The 17,528-nt window shown below is 62.8% G+C and carries 17 protein-coding genes; 6 read left to right on the top strand and 11 right to left on the bottom strand.

The window, feature by feature from the left end:
- Positions 1-51 precede the first annotated feature (51 nt).
- Positions 52-807, bottom strand: a complete 756-nt coding sequence (locus ACMFWR_RS01570) for a pyrimidine 5'-nucleotidase (RefSeq protein ID WP_413193308.1) — start codon at positions 805-807, stop codon at positions 52-54.
- A complete protein-coding gene (argB, locus tag ACMFWR_RS01565; protein WP_413193307.1) occupies positions 804-1,703 on the bottom strand; it encodes an acetylglutamate kinase in 900 nt (299 codons plus the stop codon). Before argB ends, ACMFWR_RS01570 begins: the two co-directional genes overlap by 4 nt.
- Positions 1,704-1,985: 282 nt before the next feature.
- Between argB and ACMFWR_RS01560 the strand changes: the two genes are divergently transcribed.
- From ACMFWR_RS01560 to ACMFWR_RS01545, 4 genes are all read left to right on the top strand, one after another.
- Complete coding sequence (locus ACMFWR_RS01560) at positions 1,986-2,597, top strand: sigma-70 family RNA polymerase sigma factor (protein WP_413193306.1); 612 nt, start codon at positions 1,986-1,988, stop codon at positions 2,595-2,597.
- Positions 2,594-2,782 carry a zf-HC2 domain-containing protein gene (locus tag ACMFWR_RS01555; RefSeq protein WP_413193305.1) on the top strand — a complete coding sequence of 63 codons (189 nt, stop codon included), beginning with the start codon at positions 2,594-2,596 and terminating at the stop codon, positions 2,780-2,782. Before ACMFWR_RS01560 ends, ACMFWR_RS01555 begins: the two co-directional genes overlap by 4 nt.
- A gap of 220 nt (positions 2,783-3,002) precedes the next feature.
- Positions 3,003-4,277, top strand: coding sequence for an ATP-binding protein (locus tag ACMFWR_RS01550; RefSeq protein WP_413193304.1), 1,275 nt, complete (start codon positions 3,003-3,005; stop codon positions 4,275-4,277).
- Positions 4,278-4,297: 20 nt separating this feature from the next.
- On the top strand, positions 4,298-4,840 hold the full coding sequence (locus ACMFWR_RS01545) for a response regulator transcription factor (RefSeq protein ID WP_413193303.1): 543 nt from the start codon (positions 4,298-4,300) through the stop codon (positions 4,838-4,840).
- A 129-nt stretch (positions 4,841-4,969) separates the two neighbouring features.
- Here ACMFWR_RS01545 and hslU read toward each other — a convergent pair whose 3' ends face one another.
- Both hslU and hslV read right to left on the bottom strand, forming a co-directional pair.
- Positions 4,970-6,307 carry an ATP-dependent protease ATPase subunit HslU gene (gene hslU / locus ACMFWR_RS01540; protein WP_413193302.1) on the bottom strand — a complete coding sequence of 446 codons (1,338 nt, stop codon included), beginning with the start codon at positions 6,305-6,307 and terminating at the stop codon, positions 4,970-4,972.
- Between the two features lie 9 nt (positions 6,308-6,316).
- The gene (gene hslV, locus ACMFWR_RS01535) at positions 6,317-6,853 is read right to left on the bottom strand and encodes an ATP-dependent protease subunit HslV (RefSeq protein WP_413193301.1); all 537 of its coding nucleotides are present in this window, start codon (positions 6,851-6,853) and stop codon (positions 6,317-6,319) included.
- A 593-nt stretch (positions 6,854-7,446) separates the two neighbouring features.
- On the opposite strand from hslV, the gene ACMFWR_RS01530 reads away from it, so the two are divergent.
- The gene (locus tag ACMFWR_RS01530) at positions 7,447-8,610 is read left to right on the top strand and encodes a porin (RefSeq protein ID WP_413193300.1); all 1,164 of its coding nucleotides are present in this window, start codon (positions 7,447-7,449) and stop codon (positions 8,608-8,610) included.
- Between the two features lie 363 nt (positions 8,611-8,973).
- On the opposite strand, the gene dksA is transcribed toward ACMFWR_RS01530, so the two are convergent.
- The 7 genes from dksA to ACMFWR_RS01495 form a co-directional block, all read right to left on the bottom strand.
- A complete protein-coding gene (gene dksA / locus ACMFWR_RS01525) occupies positions 8,974-9,393 on the bottom strand; it encodes an RNA polymerase-binding protein DksA (RefSeq protein WP_413193299.1) in 420 nt (139 codons plus the stop codon).
- 223 nt (positions 9,394-9,616) lie between these two features.
- Positions 9,617-10,678, bottom strand: coding sequence for a CobW family GTP-binding protein (locus ACMFWR_RS01520; protein ID WP_413193298.1), 1,062 nt, complete (start codon positions 10,676-10,678; stop codon positions 9,617-9,619).
- A 216-nt stretch (positions 10,679-10,894) separates the two neighbouring features.
- On the bottom strand, positions 10,895-12,094 hold the full coding sequence (locus ACMFWR_RS01515) for a class I SAM-dependent rRNA methyltransferase (RefSeq protein ID WP_413193297.1): 1,200 nt from the start codon (positions 12,092-12,094) through the stop codon (positions 10,895-10,897).
- A gap of 10 nt (positions 12,095-12,104) precedes the next feature.
- Positions 12,105-13,109, bottom strand: a complete 1,005-nt coding sequence (gene xerC, locus ACMFWR_RS01510; protein ID WP_413193296.1) for a tyrosine recombinase XerC — start codon at positions 13,107-13,109, stop codon at positions 12,105-12,107.
- 25 nt (positions 13,110-13,134) lie between these two features.
- Positions 13,135-13,884, bottom strand: coding sequence for a DUF484 family protein (locus tag ACMFWR_RS01505; RefSeq protein ID WP_413193295.1), 750 nt, complete (start codon positions 13,882-13,884; stop codon positions 13,135-13,137).
- 17 nt (positions 13,885-13,901) lie between these two features.
- Entirely contained in the window at positions 13,902-14,747 is an 846-nt protein-coding gene (gene dapF, locus ACMFWR_RS01500; RefSeq protein WP_413193294.1) for a diaminopimelate epimerase, read from the bottom strand.
- A 209-nt stretch (positions 14,748-14,956) separates the two neighbouring features.
- On the bottom strand, positions 14,957-15,841 hold the full coding sequence (locus tag ACMFWR_RS01495) for a lipid A biosynthesis lauroyl acyltransferase (RefSeq protein ID WP_413193293.1): 885 nt from the start codon (positions 15,839-15,841) through the stop codon (positions 14,957-14,959).
- Positions 15,842-16,172: 331 nt separating this feature from the next.
- Here ACMFWR_RS01495 and metK point away from each other — a divergent pair, with 331 nt between their 5' ends.
- Complete coding sequence (metK, locus tag ACMFWR_RS01490) at positions 16,173-17,360, top strand: methionine adenosyltransferase (RefSeq protein WP_413193292.1); 1,188 nt, start codon at positions 16,173-16,175, stop codon at positions 17,358-17,360.
- Positions 17,361-17,528 lie beyond the last annotated feature (168 nt).

Below are 17,528 nucleotides of genomic sequence, written 5' to 3'. Positions count from 1 at the left end.
TGAGCCTGCTTGCCCGTCGGACTTGGGTCCCCGTCCGCGAGCCGTTTTTGGTCACAGCGATTTTATCGAACGAATGCGTCGGTCGATATAGTGCGGCCGTCCGCTTTCACCCCGTCGCTGCGCGTGCCCGCCCGTCGCATCGACCGGGCGCGCCGGGCCGCCCAGCATCGAGGGCCGCACGCTGCGCAGATGTCCGACCATCCAGACCGTCTTGAGGCCCGTGCGCTTGTAGTGCTTGAGGTGAGAGCGCGTATCCTCGACGAGCACCGTTTCACGGTGCGTCGCGTGCAACTGCCGGAGTGTCCGCCGCAGCATGCCATGGTCAGGCTTGGACCGCCAGCCGCGGCGATCACGCATGTGCTCGAGCGCAATGACGCGCTCGAACACATCGCCGATCCCGATCACCTCGAGCACCGCGAGTGCGTAATCTTCAGGGCCGTTGGTAAACAGAATCTTCCGACCCGGCAGCCGAAGCAAGGCTTGCCGGACGCCGCGCTCGAAGCGTACGAGGCTCGGCAGGGCGTCGAAACGGTGAACTTCTTCAAGAAACGCTGCAGCGTCAATGTCGTGCCGGCGCATCAGCCCGACGAGCACCGCGCCATAGCGTTGAGTGTAGGCGCTGCGCAACGCATCGGCTTCGGCGCGCGGGAGCCGGAGCTCCCGCTCGATGAAATCGGTCATCGCGACGTTCATGCGCGGGAAGATCGCATGCGACGCGTGATGCAGCGTGTTGTCGAGATCGAACAGCCAGACCGGCCGGCCCGGCTGGCGCCGCACCCGGCGGGCGGAGCGGCGACGCGAGCTCAATGCGAGCGGATCATCGTGCCGAACGGCTGCTCGGTCAGGATCTCGAGCAGCACCGAGTGCTCGATGCGGCCGTCGACGATATGCACCGAACGCACGCCGCTCTTCGCGGCGTCGAGCGCCGACGAGATCTTCGGCAGCATGCCGCCCGAAATCGTGCCGTCGGCGAACAACGCGTCGATCTCGCGCGCCGAGAGGTCGGTCAGCAGATTGCCCGACTTGTCCATGACGCCCGGAATATTGGTCATCATGAGCAGCTTCTCGGCGTTGAGCACCACCGCAAGCTTGCCCGCGACGAGGTCGGCGTTGATGTTGTACGAGCGGCCTTCGCCGTCGAAGCCGATCGGCGAGATCACCGGGATGAACGCGTCGTCCTGGAGCGCCTTGACGACCGCCGGGTTGATGGCTTCAACCTCGCCGACCAAACCGATGTCGAGGAATTCGCCCGGCTTCTCGCGGTCCGGCATCATCAGCTTGCGCGCGTGAATCAGGCCGCCGTCCTTGCCGGTGAGGCCCACAGCCTGACCACCGTAGTGGTTGATCAGCATCACGATGTCCTGCTGGACCTCGCCGCCGAGCACCCATTCGACGACTTCCATCGTCTCTTCGTCGGTCACACGCATGCCCTGGACGAACACGCCTTCCTTGCCGACCTTGCGCAGGGCCTGGTCGATCTGCGGTCCGCCACCGTGCACGATGACAGGGTTGATGCCGACGAGCTTGAGCAGGATCACGTCGCGCGCGAAACCTTGCTTGAGACGCTCTTCGGTCATGGCGTTGCCGCCGTACTTGATGACGACGGTTTTGCCGTGGTACTGCCGGATATAAGGCAGCGCCTCGGCCAGAATTTCGGCTTTCAGAACGGGCGCGATTTGCGACAGATCGGGCAGAGCTGACATGGCGGCAGGCGGAAAGGCGGGTTCAAAATGCGCGAATTGTACAGGACTGAGATGACGGCTGGACGTGATTGGAATGTGATTGGAGTACGGCCCGGCTCTTGATCCGGCGCGACCGGAACAGGATGAGCCATCTCATCCGTCTTCCGGGCCGCCGTCGCCAAGGTTGCACACGCCGCCTCGCCAAACCTGGAGCCAAGGCGCACCGTGCACGTGGCGCGGACACGTGCCGGCTTGCCCGCCCGATTGGGCATCGCTAAAGTGGCGGCAAACCGGAGCCGCCCCATGATCGACGCCGACACGCTGCAGACGCTGCGTGCCCAACTCCTCAAATTTGCCCGAATTCAGCTGCGCAACGACACCCTGGCGGACGACGTCGTCCAGGAAACGCTGATCGCGCTGGTTGAAGCTCCCGAGCGGTTCGAGGGCAAATCCTCACTCAAGACCTATGCCATCGGCATTCTCAAGCACAAGATCATCGACGCGCTGCGCGCCGGGGCGCGAGAGGTCTCGCTGACGCCGGCAGACGATGACGACGAACGCGACGACATGAGCCACCTCGACGCTCTGTTCGACCGGACCGGCCACTGGCGCGACGCCCCGCGCGACTGGGCCGACCCCGACACCCAACTCCAGCGCAAGCAGTTCTTCGAGGTGCTCGAAGCCTGTGTCGAGCGGCTGCCGGCCAAAGTCGCGCGCATTTTCATGATGCGCGAGTGGCTTGAACTCGACACCGACGAAATATGTAAGGAGCTTGAAATCACGCCGACCAATGCATGGGTCATGCTCTATCGCGCCCGCATGCGGCTGCGCGAGTGCCTGAATTTGAACTGGTTCGGCCAACGCCCCGATGCCGCAGGGGGGCAGGCAGGTCAGGTGGGTATTAAAGCAACATGAAAATCAAACTCGATTGCCACCACGCGCACCGGCTTGCGGTCAAATCGATGGACGCGCCGCTCGCCTGGCATGAGCGCCTGCGCTTGCGCATGCATTTGCTCGTCTGCGATATGTGCACGTCGTTCGTACAGGAGATGACGATGCTGCGCCGTTCGATGCGGGGGTGGGGGCGGGAAGACGAGTGATTCGTCCGATGTCCGGCTGACCGGGCGACCGCCCGGACCGGATCGCGCTTGATGGGTCACCGACCGTAGCGGGAAGTGGCTGCCGGCTGCGTGCTCGCAGCGGTCTGCGATTCGTCGACCGGGATCGGGCGGCCGCAATCTGCTGCGATCGCCGCGCGACAAATTGTCGCAGCCCTTCGGCTGAACGGGCATTTCGCGCTTCAACCGGTACACTTTACAAATGAACCGTTTCAGCAACAGTCCGCGCGTCAATTTGAGCCAGCTGTTCTGGTTGCGGTGCCTTGCGATCGTCGGGCAGTTGCTCACGATCGTCGTTGTGCAGAATTTGCTGGGCGTGCATCTGCCGGTCGCCGCGATGTTGTTCGTCATCGCGCTCGAGGCACTGTTCAATGCCGCGACGTTCTGGCGCGCGAACGAGGCCCGCACCGAAAGCGACCGCGAGCTTTTTGGCCAACTCTTCGTCGACCTCGGCACGTTGTCGGCGCTGCTCTTTCTATCGGGCGGCACGAGCAACCCGTTTGTCTCGCTCTATCTGCCGGGTCTGGCGATCGCCGCCGCCGTGCTGCCGTGGACGCTCGCACTGACGCTCGCAGCGTTTGCCGTTGCCTGCTATGGCCTCCTCGCATTCTTTTCGATCCCGCTCAATATCGATGAGCCGGCGAACTTGTTCGACTATTTCCGCACGGGCGCGTGGGTCAACTTCGTCGTCAGCGTCGGGCTGATCGCCTGGTTCGTCGCACGCATGTCGCGGGCCTTGCGTGCACGCGACGGTGCGCTCGCGAGTGCACAGCAGCAGTTGTTGCGAGACGAACGCGTCGTGGCGCTGGGTGCGCAAGCCGCGACCGTCGCACACGAGATGGGCACCCCGCTGTCGACGATCTCGATGCTTGCCGAGGAGTTGCGCCTCGCCGCCGATTCGGACCATGGGCTCGATGCCTATCGCGCCGATCTGCAGACGCTCGAACAGCAGGTTGCTCTGTGCCGCTCGGCGCTCGCGCGGCTGCAATCGCGCGCGACGGAGCCCGACCGGCAGGACCTCGGGCGCTGGCTGGCCGGTTTCGCTGGCCAGTGGCGGCTCCGGCATCCGCATGTGCGGTTTGAACTGCGTGTGGCGCCGACGCTCGAATCGATGCGGCTCGACGATGCCGTCGCGATCGGTCAGACGCTGACCATCCTGCTCGACAATGCCGCGCGGGCCAGCCGCGAGCACGTGACATTGACGGCCGACGTCATCGACGGCGCGTTGATCCTCGCCGTCGAAGATCGCGGACCCGGTATCGCTCCTGCGTTGCGCGCGCAACTCGGCAAGGCGCCCGTGGTCAGTGACCAAGGCGGGCACGGCGTCGGCCTGTATCTGGCCTTTGTCACGGCATCGCGGCTGGGCGGCAGCATCGATCTCAGCGACGCGGCGCCCGGCGGCACGCGTGCGACACTGACGCTGCCGACGCGGGTACCGGGTGCAGGCACCGGCGCGGGCACCGACTACAGAGCATAAGACACACTGAGTGGTACGACATGAATAACGCGAACTTCCTCGTCATCGACGATGACACGGTATTCGCCGGGGTACTGGCCCGCGGTCTGACGCGTCGCGGCTTCGTGGTACACGAAGCGCACGATGCTGCGACGGCATTGCGCCTGATCGGCACGGTCTCGTTCGGGCAGGTCACGGTCGACCTGAACCTCGGCGCCGATTCCGGCCTGTCGTTGATTGGCACGATCCGCGGCGCACAACCCGATGCGCGGATACTCGTACTGACGGGGTTCGCAAGCATCGCGACGGCGGTGCAGGCGGTCAAGGACGGGGCGGACAACTATCTGGCCAAGCCGGCCAATGTGGAAATGATTCTGGAGGCGCTCGAAGAGAGTGCGCCGAGCACACGGGCAGAGGAAGAACTCGAACGCGCGGCGCCGCTGTCGGTGCAACGTCTCGAATGGGAACACATCCAGCGCGTGCTCGCCGACCACGACGGCAACGTCTCAGCGACGGCAAGGGCGCTGAACATGCACCGGCGCACCCTGCAGCGCAAGCTCTCCAAGCGGCCGGTCAAGCAATAGACGCAAACAAAGACAAAGCCCGGTGCGCGGCAGCCGGGCTTCGGGTCAAAGCGGGTCAAAGCGGGTCGCAAGGCATCACGGCGGGTTCACGCTGCATTCGCCGCGACACCCTGCAACACCACCGCATCATCACAGCACGTAACGCGACAGGTCTTCGTTTTCCGCGACTTCGTTCAGCGCGTCGTTCACGTACTTCGCGTCGACGTGCACGGTGCGGCCTGTGCGGTTGCCGGCTTCGAACGACACTTCCTCGAGCAGCTTCTCGATCACCGTGTACAGACGGCGTGCGCCGATGTTTTCGGTCTTTTCATTGACCGAGAACGCGACTTCGGCAAGGCGGCGAATGCCGTCCGGTGCGAATTCGAGCTGCACTTCATCCGTCGCAAGCAGCGCCTGATATTGCTTCACAAGGCTCGCATCGGTCTGCACAAGGATCGACTCGAAGTCTTCGACGGACAGCGAATCGAGCTCGACACGAATCGGGAAACGGCCCTGCAGTTCCGGAATCAGGTCGCTCGGCTTGGCCAGATGGAAGGCGCCGCTCGCGATAAACAGGATGTGATCCGTCTTGATCATCCCGTACTTCGTGTTGATCGTCGTGCCTTCAACAAGCGGCAGCAGGTCGCGCTGCACGCCTGCGCGCGACACTTCGGCGCCGCCGTGCTCGCTGCGTGACGCGATCTTGTCGATTTCGTCGAGGAACACGATGCCGTTCTGCTCGACGTTCTGGATGGCCTTGGTCTTGACCTCTTCGTCGTTGAGCATCTTCGCTGCTTCCTCGTCGACGAGGACCTTCATCGCTTCCTTGACGTGCATCTTGCGGCGTTGCTTCTTGCCGCCGCCAATATTGGCGAACATGCCGCGGATCTGCTCGGTCATCTCTTCCATGCCCGGGGGACCCATGATGTCCATGCCCGGTTGCGGCATCTCGATATCGAGCTCGATTTCCTTGTCGTCGAGCGCACCTTCGCGCAGACGCTTGCGGAAAGTCTGGCGTGTCGTGTTGTCGGCTTCCTCGGCCGGGATCGAACCGAAACCGCCCGGTGCGCGCACCGGCGGGATCAGGATATCGAGCACACGGTCTTCGGCGCGATCCTCGGCCTTCGTGCGGACCTTGCGCATCTCGGTCTCGCGCGTTTGCTTGATTGCGATTTCTGCGAGGTCACGCACGATGCTGTCGACGTCGCGGCCGACGTAGCCGACCTCGGTGAACTTCGTCGCTTCGATCTTGATGAACGGCGCATCCGCCAGCTTCGCGAGACGGCGTGCGATCTCGGTCTTGCCGACGCCGGTCGGCCCGATCATCAGAATGTTCTTCGGTGTGATTTCCTGGCGCAGCGGCTCGGCAACCTGCTGGCGGCGCCAGCGGTTGCGCAGCGCCACGGCGACCGCACGTTTGGCCTTCGCCTGGCCGATGATGTGTTTGTCCAGTTCCGAGACGATCTCGGCGGGCGTCATATTGCTCATGGGGTGTCCTTACTCGAGCGTTTCGATGACGAGGTTGTGATTCGTATAGATGCAGAGGTCGCCGGCGATGTTCAGTGACTTCTCGACGACTTCGCGCGCACTGAGTTCCGTGTTTTCGACCAGCGCGATCGCGGCCGACTGGGCGTAGTTGCCGCCCGAGCCGATCGCGCAGACGCCGCCTTCGGGATCGAGCACATCGCCGTTGCCCGTGAGCACGAGGGTCGTTTCGGCGTCGGCGACGATCATCATCGCTTCGAGCCGGCGCAGCATGCGATCGGTGCGCCAGTCCTTGGCGAGTTCGACTGCAGCGCGCGTGAGATTGCCCTGATGCTTCTCGAGCTTGCCTTCAAAGCGATCGAGCAGCGAGAACGCATCGGCTGTAGCGCCGGCGAAGCCGACGAGCACTTTTCCGTTATAGATGCGGCGGACTTTGCGAGCCGTACCTTTCATGACGACATTGCCCAGGGTCACCTGGCCGTCACCGCCGAGCGCCACCTTGTTGCCGCGCCGGACGGACACGATCGTCGTGCCGTGATATTGCTCCATGAGCGTTCCTTGATTGAAATCCTGGAAAGAGCCGCGAATGAGCCAGCGGCGTGCCAGCGTACGTTAGGGCGTTCGCAGAGATATCAAGAGCCGCCGACACGCACGTCCTGCGCGCAAAAATGCCGGCGACGGACCTGTTCGAGGTCGTCGGCCATAGCCTGTTTATGACAGGTTGATGACGCAACAATTACCAGTTAATGGGTCTTTTTGACGCACCCGCACGGTCGCTCTGACGCGTTTTCCGGTCCGTGCCGATGCCCGCTAAGCCACGCTCCGTCTACCTCGCCAATACCCCGTAGTCACATATAAAGAAATTCCAGCCCCGGGAAAGCCCTCGTTGCCGTGCCTGTTGTGTCTCTGTAATGCAACATTCACAAAATCATGTTTTGGGACGCATAAAGAAAAATTAATGGGGCGGCATCGCCGCAAACCCTTATCCACAGTGGGTCCCGGCTAAACATTTCTTCATTATCTCAAAATCTGTAAAAGACTATTACGTTTGGTGGAACTTTGCGGCTGCGAACGACCTTCCTAAACTCGCCTCCGATCTCGGGTTCTTTCCAACCCGGGCAACCACACACGGAGTTGTACGAATGAAGAAGACCCTCCTTGCTCTCGCAGCAACGAGCGCCCTCGTCTCGGTAGCGCACGCACAAAGCTCGGTTACCCTGTATGGCTTGATCGACGCAAGCGTCGTCTACACGAACAACGCTGGCGCAGCTGGCCACAAGATCCAGGCCGGCAGCGGCGCGATCAACAGCCCGCGTTGGGGCATGCGCGGTACGGAAGATCTGGGCGGTGGTCTGAGCGCGATCTTCGTGTTGGAAAGCGGCTTCAACATCCAGAACGGCACGAGCTCGCAAGATAGCCGTCTGTTCGGCCGTCAAGCATTCGTCGGTCTGGCAAGCACGCAATACGGTGCTGTCACGCTCGGTCGTCAGTACGACTCCGTCGTCGACTTCCTGGCACCGCTGTCGGCAACCGGTTCGTGGGGCGGCACGTGGTTCCAGCACCCGTTCGACAACGACAACCTGAACAACTCGTTCCGCGTCGACAACGCTGTCAAGTACACGTCGCCGGTGTTCGCAGGCCTGAAGGTCGGCGCAATGTACGCGTTCTCGAACAACCAGAACTTCGCGGCTAACCGTCTGTACAGCTTCGGCGCGAACTACAACTGGGGTCCGTTGAAGGCCGCAGCAGGTTACTTGCAAGTGAATGGCTCGGCCGGCAACCAAGGCACGCCGACGAACTCGACGGCAGGTGCAGTTGACCAGGCTGAAAACAGCGCGGTCACGCAAAACAAGTCGCTGTTCGGTTCGAACGGCTTCCAGATTGCTTCGAGCACGGAACGCATCTTCGGCGGCGGCGTGAACTACTCGATCGGACCGGCACTGCTCGGCTTCGTCTACACGCAATCGCAGTACTACGGCTCGCTGTCGGGCACGTACAAGTTCAACAACTACGAAGCCAACGCCAAGTACAACCTGACGCCGGCTCTGAGCATCGCGGGTAACTACACGTACACCGACGGCCACATCTCGTCGGGCGGCGCAGCCGGCGCGACGAAGGATCCGGGCTGGAGCCAGGTCGACCTGCAAGTTGACTACGCTCTGTCGAAGCGCACGGACGTGTACGTCGAAGGCATGTACCAACACGCGATCGGCAACAAGAACAGCGCGTTCATCGCAGGTTCGGGCGGCACGTCGTCGACGTCGAACCAGGTCATGGCTCTGACGGGTATCCGTACCCGCTTCTAAGCAAGCGACCCTCGACTGCTTCGATTTCGAAGCAAGCGTAAAAAACCCGCCGGAAACGGCGGGTTTTTTTATGCCCGCAAAAACCGATCGAGCCCGTGCGGAAGCGAATTCGGTAATACTGTTTTTCTGAATTTATTCAATCTGGCTTAAATCGGTAATACCGTTTTTAATGCCATTCAGCTGCCCCTCTTTGCGATGCGTCTCCTGGACGTCGCCTGAAGCGTCCCGGACGGCGCAACACGTTCGCCCACACGGGATCTCGGGACGAAAAAAAACCGACTGCATGCACAGTCGGTTTTTTTCAAAGACGGTCAGCCACCCTCCCGGTGCAACGCACCGGGTCATGGAGAACCGCTGCGGCGGTCAGTCGCCGAACAGCTTCTGCCGAAGCTCGCGGCGCTCCTGCGCTTCGAGCGAGAGCGTTGCGGTCGGGCGCGCGAGCAAACGCGGCACACCGATCGGCTCACCGGTCTCCTCGCACCAGCCGTATTCGCCTGAATCGATCCGTGCGATCGATTGCTGCACTTTCTTCAGCAGCTTGCGTTCGCGGTCGCGCGTGCGCAGCTCGAGGGCATGCTCTTCCTCGATCGTCGCACGATCGGCCGGGTCGGGCACAATCACGGTTTCGCGCAGGTTCTCGGTGGTTTGCCCCGCATTGCGAAGGATGTCCGCCTGAAGCTGTTCGAGCCGGTTTTTGAAGAACGCGAGCTGATCGTCATTCATGTAATCCTTCTCGCTCATCTTCAGGATTTCGGCTTCCGTCAAGAGTCGTTTCGTCGTCATCTTGCTTGCTATCTTCCGTGCGAGTATTTACCCGCTTTGCAATGTCCGTCGCGGGGTGGCCTTCCCGCTGCAAGCCCGATGTTCAGGACCTCAACGCGCCACGCCCGGCACGGGGCCGAACTCCCTGGTGTCTCCAGTGGGGTCGTATTGTAACTGAATCAGATTGGCCAAAACCAACGCGACGCCACTGGAAGAAACCCCCGCCTGAACCGCTCGATTATTACTACGCGAGACACGCGGTCAAACCGTCGACTATCAGATCTTGCGGCAAATCGACGCCGATAAAAACCATCTTGTTGCTCTTCTTGTCGGCCGGCAACCACTTCGACGCCAGATCACTCCCCATCATCTGGTGCACGCCCTGAAACACGACTCGACGGTCGATGCCTTTCATATATAGCACGCCCTTATATCGAAGCATCCGCTCGCCGTAAATCTGCAACACGCCGCCGAGAAAATCCTCGAGCTTTTTCGAATCAAACGGACGGTCGCTGCGGAACACAAACGATTTGATCCGGTCGTCGTGAGCGTGATGATGGTGATGATGCGCATGGTCATGGCCGTCATGCGCGCACTGGCCATGATCGTGATCGCAATCGGCATGATCGTGATCGTGGTCATGATCGTGCTCGTCTTCCGCGAGGAAGTCCGGATCGATCTCGAGCTTCGCGTTCAGGTTGAAGCCCTTGAGGTCGAAGATCTGCTTGATATCGGCTTCGCCGAAATTGACCGAGCTGATCGGCGCGCGCGGGTTCATATGCAGCAGACGATGACGCAGATCCTTCAGCGCGCCCTCGTCGACCAGATCCGACTTCGTGACGAACAGGCGGTCCGCAAACCCGACCTGCCGCTGCACCACTTCATGCTCGTCGAGCTGCTGGTTCGCGTGCTTGGCGTCGACCAGCGTGATGACGGCGTCGAGCAGGAAATCCGCCGCGACCTGGTCATCGATAAAGAACGTCTGCGCGACCGGGCCGGGATTGGCCAGGCCCGTCGTTTCGATCACCACGCGATCGAAATCGAACTTCCCTTCCTTGCGCCGGGCCGCAAGGTCGCCGAGCGCATTCACGAGATCGCCACGGATCGTGCAGCAGATACAGCCGTTGCTCATCTGAACGATCTGCTCGGTGCTGTCCTGCACGAGGATCTCGTTGTCGATGTTTTCTTCGCCGAACTCGTTTTCGATCACGGCGATCTTCATGCCGTGATGCTCGCCGAGAATCCGCTTGAGCAACGTGGTCTTACCGCTGCCGAGGAACCCCGTCAGGATGGTGACCGGAATCATAGTGGGTGCCGTGCTTGCCATAGTACGAACTCGTCTCGAATAGGCGCCGCAGGCGCGCAGGGCGCGACAGGCGGCTGGACAGTCGGGCGTCGGCCCGCCAGGGCCGGCGTAATAACATTACATTGAAGCACATGCGTCAAGCTCCAAGCAAACGATGCGGCTGCTTGCCCGAAGCCGGACGCGCGGCGGGTTGCGCGATATTTCCTGTGCAACCCCTTAAATGCGTTGCAACCACAGTCCTTTCAAGTACTCCCCTTCGGGAAAACTTGTGAGCATCGGATGATCGACGCCCGCGCCCAGCCGGCCCAGGATCCGCACGTCGACACCCGCATCGGACGCGGCGCCGGCGACGATTTTCTGGAACAGCAAAGCATCGATCGCGCCAGAGCACGAATACGTCGCGAGCAGGCCGCCCGGGCGCAGCAATTTGAACCCGGACAGATTGATATCTTTGTAGGCACGCGCCGCACGATCGATATGTTGTTGCGACGGGGCGAATTTCGGCGGGTCGAGCACGACGAGGTCGAATCGCGCGCCGCCGTCATGCAGCGAACGCAGCGTTTTGAATGCATCGGCGTCGAGCCACTCGGCCCGCGCCGGATCGAACGCGTTCGCCTCGACATTGGCGCGCGCGGTCGCCAGCGCCTCGCCCGAGGAATCGATCGACACAACGCGCGTCGCACCGCCCTTGAGCGCCGCGAGCGAGAACCCGCCGGTATAGCAGAAGCAGTTGAGTACTTCCTTGCCCGCTGCATGCCGCGCAATCAGTGCGCGGTTGTCGCGCTGATCGATATAGAAGCCCGTCTTGTGCCCGTGACGGACGTCGACGTGATATCGCACGCCGCCTTCGTCGACAATCAGCGTCTCGGGCGGCTCGTCGCCGGCGAGCACGCCGGTCGTTTGTGTCAGCCCTTCCTTTTCGCGGATGCTGACGTCCGAGCGTTCGTAGACGTGCGGGCACCCGGTCGCACCGACGAGCACGGCCACGATCGCCTGCTTCCAGGCTTCGACACCCGCCCCCATGAACTGGCAGACGAGCTGCTCGCGCTGGCCGTCGACTGCGCGGTAATGGTCGACGATCAGGCCAGGCAGGCCGTCAGACTCGCCGAAGATCAGTCGCACGGCGCCGGTGCCGGTGACCATCGCCGTCCGATGCTCGAGCGCGCGCTGCACGCGGCGCTTGAAGAACGCGTGATCGATCGGTTCGTTTTCATCAAACGTCCAGACACGCGCACGAATCGACGACACGGGGCTGAACGCTGCGCGCGCGAGAAAACGGCCATCATGCGCGCGCACGACCACCGTCGCGCCCGACGCCGGACGGCCGTCGACGCGGTCGATCGCGTTCAGATAAATCCATGGGTGCCGGCGCAGCAGGGATTTCTCCTTGCCCGGCTTGAGCGTCACAGTATTCAAGTGTGGTTCCTTACGAGCGCTTTTTCGCCCGGGGGTGTGCGGCGTCGTAGACTTTCGCGAGATGCTGGAAGTCGAGCGACGTATAGACCTGCGTCGCCGAGATGCTCGCGTGTCCGAGCATTTCCTGCACGGCACGCAGGTCGCCGCTCGACTGAAGCACATGCGTCGCGAACGAATGTCGCAGCACGTGCGGATGGACATTGGCCGGCACGCCGGCCAGCAAGGCCAGGCGCTTGACGCGCTGCTGCACGACTGCGCGCGACATCCGGCTGCCACGCGCGGATAGAAAGAGTGGATAGGGGTCCTGGCGCTCCCACTGACCGCGGACGGCGACCCAGGCCTTCAGGGCGTCGAGCGCCTTGCTGCCGACGGGCACGATGCGTTGACGCTTGCCCTTGCCGGTCACATGAACGTCACCGGCGTCGAAATCGATCCAGCCCAGCGAACGATGCCCGTCGGCGTCGACGTACCGCAGGTCGAGATCGACGAGTTCGGCCAGGCGCAGGCCCGACGAGTAGAAGAGTTCGAGCATCGCACGATCGCGCGCCGTCTCGACCGGGTCTTCGGGATGCACGGGCGGGGCGTCCATCAGGCGCGCCGCGTCGTCGGCGGAGATCGCCTTGGGCAGCGTGCGCGGCCGCTTGGGCGCCCGCACCGCCGCGACCGGATTGGCCGCCAGGTCATGATGGATCGCGACCCAGCGATAGAAGCTGCGCCAGACGGACAGCCGGTGCGCGATCGAGCGCGGCGCCAGACCGCCCGCGTGCGCACGCGCCGCCGCGCCGCGGATGTCGACGGCCGACAGCGAAATCAGTGCGCGCTCGCCAGCGACGACGGCAAGCGCGTCGAGTTCGCGCGTATAGCCGCTCAGCGTGTGGTCGGAGAGCTTGCGCTCGTGGGCAAGCGAAGCGAGATACGCGACAACGAGCGGGTCGCGCGGTCGCTCGACGGGCTCATCCGCGCCTTCGGGTGCGGATGCGGATGCGGGTCCCGGTTTGCGTCGCTCGCCGTTCATGACCGGGGCCCTTTCAGCGCAGGACTCAGTGCGCGAGCAAGCGGCTCAATGCCGCGCTCGCCAGCGAGCCGATCTGCGACAGGAAATCGGTGCCCATGCCTTCATGGAACCGCCGCGGATCGGGCGAGCCCATCACGAGCAAGCCAAAGGCGTTCGCTCCATCCTCGCGCTGGGGATCGCGCAGCGCGACCAGCGCGATCGACGACGTCGAGCCGTCGAGGCCACCGGCAGTGCTCCGTTCAACGGCATCGCCGCCGTCGACAGCCATGAGGCCGCGCGACTCCTGCCCCGCGAGACCGAGCCATTGGGCGGCTTCGAATCCCGTGTTGGCGCCGCAGTAGGGCGTCGCAAGGCTGTTTGCAAAAATCCGGACTTCCTCGCCGACATTGCGCGAGAACTCGGCCATCGAGTACGTCTCGGCGACATCCCACAAGCGCAACGCGGCCTGAGGCAGTTCGAAGATCTCGAGCAGACCGCGCGTGACCGTTGCCGGCAACGCGTGCGGATCGCGCTCGGCGAGCACGCGAGCCGTCCAGCGCGTGAATCGCGCGGCGATGCTGTCGTTCTCGTGTCCGTAGCGCAGCAGTTCGGCGAGGCGTCGCTCGATCTGCTTGTTCTTGTCGCGCAGCATATCCATCTGGCGCTCCTGGAGCGAGACGGCACGATTGCCGTGCGGGCTCATGAGCTTGATGGTGGCGAGCAGTTCGGCGTGTTGTTCGAAAAATTGCGGATTCGCGAGCAGATAGTCGGCGACTTCGCGTTCATTGAGCGGCATGGATGCTGTATCCGTTGTCAGACTTCGATGGAGCCTTCAAAAACCGTAGTGGCCGGGCCGGCCATGCGAACCTCGCCGCCGTCCCAGGCGATCGTGAGGTCGCCGCCATGCGTGTGCACGCGTACGGGGGAGTCGAGCAGCCCGCGGCGAATGCCTGCGACGACTGCGGCGCACGCGCCCGTTCCGCATGCAAGCGTTTCTCCGGCGCCGCGCTCGTAGACGCGCAGATTGATTTCGTGGCGGCCGACGATCTGCATGAAGCCTGCATTCACACGCTGGGGAAACCGTGCATGACGCTCGATCAGCGGGCCATCGGTGCCGACCGGCGCCGCCTCGGTGTCCGCGACGACCTGCACGGCGTGCGGATTGCCCATCGACACGACCGAGATCCAGGTCGTTGCGCCACCGACGTCGAGCGGCCAGAGTGTGTCGTGCGCTTCGCCGCGCGATTCGAGCCCCTGCGCGTTGAACGGGATCTGCGCCGGTTCGAACTTCGGCGAGCCCATCTCAACCTCAACGTCACCGTCATCGCGCATGGTCAGCGTGAGCACACCGTGCCAGACCTGCACGCGCACGGTCCGTTCGGTCGTCAGTCCCTTGTCGAGGACGAACTTGACGAAGCAACGCGCTCCGTTGCCGCAGTGTTCGACTTCACCGCCGTCGTTGTTGAAGATCCGGTAGCGGAAGTCGACGCCGGGCACCGTCGGCTTCTCGACGATGAGCATCTGATCGGCGCCCACGCCGAAATGACGGTCGGACACGCGGCGGATCTGTTCCGAATCGAGCGAAAACGGGCTCGTCGTCGCATCGATCACGACAAAATCGTTGCCCGCGCCCTGCATCTTGGTGAAATTGAGCTTCATATCGCTATTGTAGGGCTTCTCGGGCCTCGGCTTCGAGGCCCGGTGTGCTCAGGGGTCGGGGCACCCGTGCTCTCGGGTGCTCTCGGGTGCTCTCGGGTGCTCTCGGGTGCTCTCGGGTGCTCTCGGGTGCTCTCGGGTGCTCTCGGTGCTTCCGGGTTCGCATGGAATTCCCCGGTACCGACGGATCCGCACGGCGCACCCGCTCCGGATCAATAAAATCCGGCCTCGCCCGGCGGCCGGGTCTTGAACCGCTTATGCACCCAGTAATACTGCTCGGGCATGGTTCGCACGATGTCTTCGAGCACCGCGTTCATCCGGCGCGCATCGGCGACATCGTCGCCGCTCGGATAGTCGGCCCAGGGCTTGAACACCTTGAGCCGGTAACCCTTGTAGTTCGGCAACACCTCGCCGACGAACACCAAAAGCTGCGCGGGCGCAGTCGCGGCGAGCCGCGAGGTCGACGTCAGCGTGCAAGCCGGGACCCCGAAGAACGGTACGAATGCCGAATTGCGCGGACCATAGTCCATATCGGCGCCAAGCATCACGGGCTGGCGATTACGCAGCATCCGGATCACCGCGCGTGCACTGTCGGACTTCGACACCATCTCCGCATTGAACCGGCCGCGCGCCTGGCTTGCGATGCGATCGAGTTCCTTGTTCGAAAACGGCTGGTACAGCGAGCCGCACCGCCGCTTGAGCGCGTGATTGAGCGCGACGGAAGCGGCTTCGATTGCCACGAAGTGGTAACCGAGCAAGATCGTCGGCGGCATGTCCGGGTCCGCGAGATCGACCTCGCTGTCGACGATCACGAGCTTCTCGATCTTGCGCGCGGACGCAAACCACTGGAAGCACCGCTCGACATAGCTGCGCACGGCATGGCGGAAGTGCAGGCCCGCAATGCGCTCACGCTCGGCGTCGTCCCACTCGGGGAAGCACAGCTTCAGATTGGTATGGACGATGCGCTTGCGGCGGCTCGGGATCTGATAGAGCAGCCAGCCGAGGCCGTCGCCGAAGCGCGCGACGAGCCCGTAGGGCATCAGCGCCATCACCTTGAGCAGGCCGATGGCCAGTTGCATGCCGAATTTACCTAGCATGCGGCCTCCGGGCAGACGCACGGGTGCGCGTGCGTGCGCTGCGCCGGACGCGCCACAGCGGCCGTCCACGCATAACACAACATGCACCGCGAGTATGGTTGGAACAACATGGGCATCAGGGGCAAACGGCGGACCGAGCACAAAAAAACGAAGCCGCTATAATACGGGCTTCGCCGAGTTAATGGACAACTTGCGGGGCGAGTGCCGGATACCAGTTATCCGGCAAAAAATTCCGCTAAAGCGTCGCCGCTTCGTCCCCGGAGTCGGCTACGTGAAGGCGCCAGTAAAGAGTTTTTCCGGTCACGTACCGATTAATAAAGGAGTATGCGAAGTGGCGAACGACTACCTGTTCACCTCCGAATCCGTTTCTGAAGGCCACCCCGATAAGGTTGCCGACCAGATTTCCGACGCGATCCTCGACGCGATTCTCGCGCAAGACAAATATTCACGCGTTGCAGCGGAAACGCTGTGCAACACGGGTCTCGTTGTGCTCGCCGGCGAAATCACGACGACCGCGAATGTCGACTACATTCAGGTCGCTCGCGACACGATCAAGCGTATCGGCTACGACAACACGGACTACGGTATCGACTATAAGGGCTGCGCGGTGCTCGTCGCTTACGACAAGCAATCGCCGGACATCGCCCAGGGCGTCGACCGTGCTCACGACAACAACCTCGATCAGGGCGCCGGCGACCAGGGCCTGATGTTCGGCTACGCATGCGATGAAACGCCTGAGCTGATGCCGCTGCCGATCTACCTGTCGCACCGCCTCGTCGAGCGTCAGGCCGACCTGCGCCGCGATGGCCGTCTGCCCTGGCTGCGTCCGGATGCGAAGTCGCAAGTCACGATCCGTTACGTCGACGGCAAGGCTCACAGCATCGACACCGTCGTGCTCTCGACGCAGCACGCACCGGAAATCGAACTCGCGCAACTGCGCGAAGCCGTGATCGAAGAAGTCATCAAGCCCGTGTTGCCCAAGGAACTGATCAAGGGCGACATCAAGTTCCTCGTGAACCCGACCGGTCGTTTCGTGATCGGCGGTCCGCAAGGCGACTGCGGCCTGACGGGCCGCAAGATCATCGTCGATACGTACGGCGGCGCAGCACCGCACGGCGGCGGCGCGTTCTCGGGCAAGGATCCGTCGAAGGTCGACCGCTCGGCTGCGTACGCTGGCCGTTATGTCGCGAAGAACATCGTCGCGGCCGGTCTCGCAAGCCGCGCGCTGATTCAAGTGTCGTACGCGATCGGTGTCGCACGTCCGACGTCGGTCATGGTCAACACGTTCGGCACGGGCCGCGTGCCTGACTCGGTGATCACCGAGCTCGTGCAAAGCCACTTCGACCTGCGTCCGAAGGGCATCGTCCAGATGCTCGACCTGCTGCGTCCGATCTATCAAAAGACGGCAGCTTACGGTCACTTCGGCCGCGAAGAGCCGGAATTCACGTGGGAAGCGACCGACAAGGCCGCTGCACTCGCGGAAGCCGCAAACATCGAGCCGTCGGCTGTCGGCGCGTAAGCGCGACAGCGGTGCGGGGAGGGCCATCGCGTCCTTCTCCGCTCCGCTCGAAACAAGAACGCCTGACAGGTTTGCGCCGGTCAGGCGTTTTTTTATCTTCACAGCCCTCGTCGAATCCAGCCGATCCATGGAGCGCTTCACGGCCGGCGATCGAAGCGATCGTAAGGA

Source organism: Pararobbsia alpina (genome assembly GCF_965118125.1).
GTDB lineage: Bacteria > Pseudomonadota > Gammaproteobacteria > Burkholderiales > Burkholderiaceae > Pararobbsia > Pararobbsia alpina_A.
This window is presented reverse-complemented; position numbering and strand designations above follow the sequence as displayed.

Bases quoted from the DNA above. Each gene is read 5' to 3' on its own strand.
- argB (WP_413193307.1), bottom strand. From the start codon at position 1,703: ATGTCAGCTCTGCCCGATCTGTCGCAAATCGCGCCCGTTCTGAAAGCC.
- ACMFWR_RS01560 (WP_413193306.1), top strand. From the start codon at position 1,986: ATGATCGACGCCGACACGCTGCAGACGCTGCGTGCCCAACTCCTCAAA.
- ACMFWR_RS01555 (WP_413193305.1), top strand. From the start codon at position 2,594: ATGAAAATCAAACTCGATTGCCACCACGCGCACCGGCTTGCGGTCAAA.
- ACMFWR_RS01550 (WP_413193304.1), top strand. From the start codon at position 3,003: ATGAACCGTTTCAGCAACAGTCCGCGCGTCAATTTGAGCCAGCTGTTC.
- ACMFWR_RS01545 (WP_413193303.1), top strand. From the start codon at position 4,298: ATGAATAACGCGAACTTCCTCGTCATCGACGATGACACGGTATTCGCC.
- hslU (WP_413193302.1), bottom strand. From the start codon at position 6,307: ATGAGCAATATGACGCCCGCCGAGATCGTCTCGGAACTGGACAAACAC.
- hslV (WP_413193301.1), bottom strand. From the start codon at position 6,853: ATGGAGCAATATCACGGCACGACGATCGTGTCCGTCCGGCGCGGCAAC.
- ACMFWR_RS01530 (WP_413193300.1), top strand. From the start codon at position 7,447: ATGAAGAAGACCCTCCTTGCTCTCGCAGCAACGAGCGCCCTCGTCTCG.
- dksA (WP_413193299.1), bottom strand. From the start codon at position 9,393: ATGACGACGAAACGACTCTTGACGGAAGCCGAAATCCTGAAGATGAGC.
- ACMFWR_RS01520 (WP_413193298.1), bottom strand. From the start codon at position 10,678: ATGATTCCGGTCACCATCCTGACGGGGTTCCTCGGCAGCGGTAAGACC.
- xerC (WP_413193296.1), bottom strand. From the start codon at position 13,109: ATGAACGGCGAGCGACGCAAACCGGGACCCGCATCCGCATCCGCACCC.
- ACMFWR_RS01505 (WP_413193295.1), bottom strand. From the start codon at position 13,884: ATGCCGCTCAATGAACGCGAAGTCGCCGACTATCTGCTCGCGAATCCG.
- dapF (WP_413193294.1), bottom strand. From the start codon at position 14,747: ATGAAGCTCAATTTCACCAAGATGCAGGGCGCGGGCAACGATTTTGTC.
- ACMFWR_RS01495 (WP_413193293.1), bottom strand. From the start codon at position 15,841: ATGCTAGGTAAATTCGGCATGCAACTGGCCATCGGCCTGCTCAAGGTG.